This window comes from Mesorhizobium sp. M1088 (assembly GCF_040318575.1).
In the GTDB taxonomy this organism is placed as follows: domain Bacteria; phylum Pseudomonadota; class Alphaproteobacteria; order Rhizobiales; family Rhizobiaceae; genus Mesorhizobium.
In genome coordinates this window covers 1-1,851 of the sequence record NZ_JAMYMO010000104.1, presented here as the reverse complement: position 1 = coordinate 1,851, position 1,851 = coordinate 1, and the positions used below count along the sequence as shown (strand labels likewise).

The window sequence follows — 1,851 nt, the reverse complement described above, 5'->3', positions numbered from 1 at the left end:
GAGCCAGGTGCGGATCTGGTTGGCGGTCGGCCGGACCGATATGCGTCGCGGGATGCAAGGCCTCGCTCTGCAGGTTCAGGAGACGCTGGGCCGGGACCCGCATGCCGGCGATCTTTATGTCTTCCGCGGCCGCAGCGGCAATCTGATCAAGATTATCTGGCATGATGGGCTCGGCATGTCGCTGTATGCAAAACGGCTCGAGAAGGGCCGGTTTCTATGGCCGTCGCCGGCGGACGGCACGGTTTCCATATCACCGGCGCAGCTCGCCTACATGCTCGACGGGATCGATTGGCGCAACCCGCTTCACACGTTCCGCCCGCAGCGCGCGGGCTGAGTTTTTCTTTGAGTTTGCGCCATTTTCCGCGAGTCAGCGGACGCGTTTTATGATTCACTCCAGGGCATGGTTGCCACCGCCCAGGATGCTGTTCCGGACGATATTGGCGCGCTGAGAGCAGCGCTGACCGCGGCGCTGGCCAGAGCCGAAGACGAGGCCGCGCGCGCTGCGCTGGTCGAGGCCGAACTGGCGGTCGCCAGGGCCAAGGCATCGGATGATGCGGCGCTGATCGCGCATCAGCATCTGACGATCCGGAAGCTGCAGCGGGCGCTGCATGGTCAGAGTTCTGAACGCTCAGCCCGCCTGCACGACCAGATGGAACTCACCTTCGAGGAACTCGAGAGCACCGCGACGGAAGACGAGATCGCCGCCGAACAGGCCGCGGCCCGGACCACCGAGGTGGCGCCTTACATGCGCAAGCGACCGGCGCGCCAGCCATTTCCCGAGCATCTGCCGCGCGAACGCGTGGTCGAGCCGGCGCCGGCCGCTTGCCATTGCTGCGGCGGTCATCGGCTGCGCAAGCTGGGTGAGGATATCACCGAGACGCTGGAGGTGGTGCCGCGGCAATGGAAGGTGATCCAGCACGTGCGGGAGAAGTTCACCTGCCGCGACTGCGAGACGATCAGCCAGGCTCCGGCGCCCTTCCACGCCACCCCGCGCGGCTGGGCCGGTCCCAGCCTGCTGGCGATGATCCTGTTCGAGAAGTTCGGCCAGCATCAGCCGCTTAACCGCCAGGCCGAACGCTATGCCCGCGAAGGCGTGCCGCTCAGCCTGTCGACGCTCGCCGACCAGGTCGGCGCCGGCGCCGCGGCGCTGATGCCGCTGTTCAAGCAGCTCGAAGCCCATGTGCTGGCCGCTTCGCGTCTGCACGGCGACGACACGACGGTGCCGGTCCTGGCCAAGGGCAAGACCGATACCGGCCGATTATGGACCTATGTGCGCGATGACCGACCGTTCGGCGGCGCCGATCCGCCGGCGGCAGTGTTCTACTATTCCCGCGATCGCCGAGGCGAACATCCCGCGACGCATCTCGCCGGCTGGAGCGGCATTCTGCAGGCCGATGCCTTTGGTGGTTATGGCGATCTCTATGCGACGGGTCGTCAGCCGGCGCCTGTTCTGGAGGCCAGCTGCTGGGCCCACAGCCGGCGCAAAGTGTTTGAGCTGGCCGATGTCGAAGCGGCGGCGCGCAAGAAGGCGCACGGCGAGAAGCCCAACCTGGTCTATCCGCTGGCGGTCGAAGCCGTGAAGCGCATCGATGCCCTGTTCGATATCGAGCGCGCGATCAACGGCCTGTCGCCGGCCCAACGCCACGCCGTGCGCCAAGAGCGGAGCGCGCCGCTGGTCACCGAGCTCGAGCGCTGGATGATCAAGACGCGCGACAAGCTCTCGCGCGGGCACGACCTGACCAAGGCCTTCAACTACATGCTGCGCCGCTGGTCATCCTTCACCCGGTTCCTCGACGATGGGCGGATCTGCCTATCCAACAATGCAGCCGAGCGAGCCCTGCGCGGCATCGC

2 protein-coding genes are annotated in these 1,851 nt (G+C 66.5%); both read left to right on the top strand.

Annotated elements, in window-relative coordinates:
• The coding region (gene tnpB / locus NKH49_RS34625; RefSeq protein WP_502907996.1) for an IS66 family insertion sequence element accessory protein TnpB at positions 1–334 on the top strand (334 nt) is incomplete at its 5' end.
• 66 nt (positions 335–400) lie between these two features.
• On the top strand, positions 401–1,851 hold a 1,451-nt coding region (gene tnpC / locus NKH49_RS34620; RefSeq protein ID WP_352930162.1), incomplete at its 3' end, for an IS66 family transposase.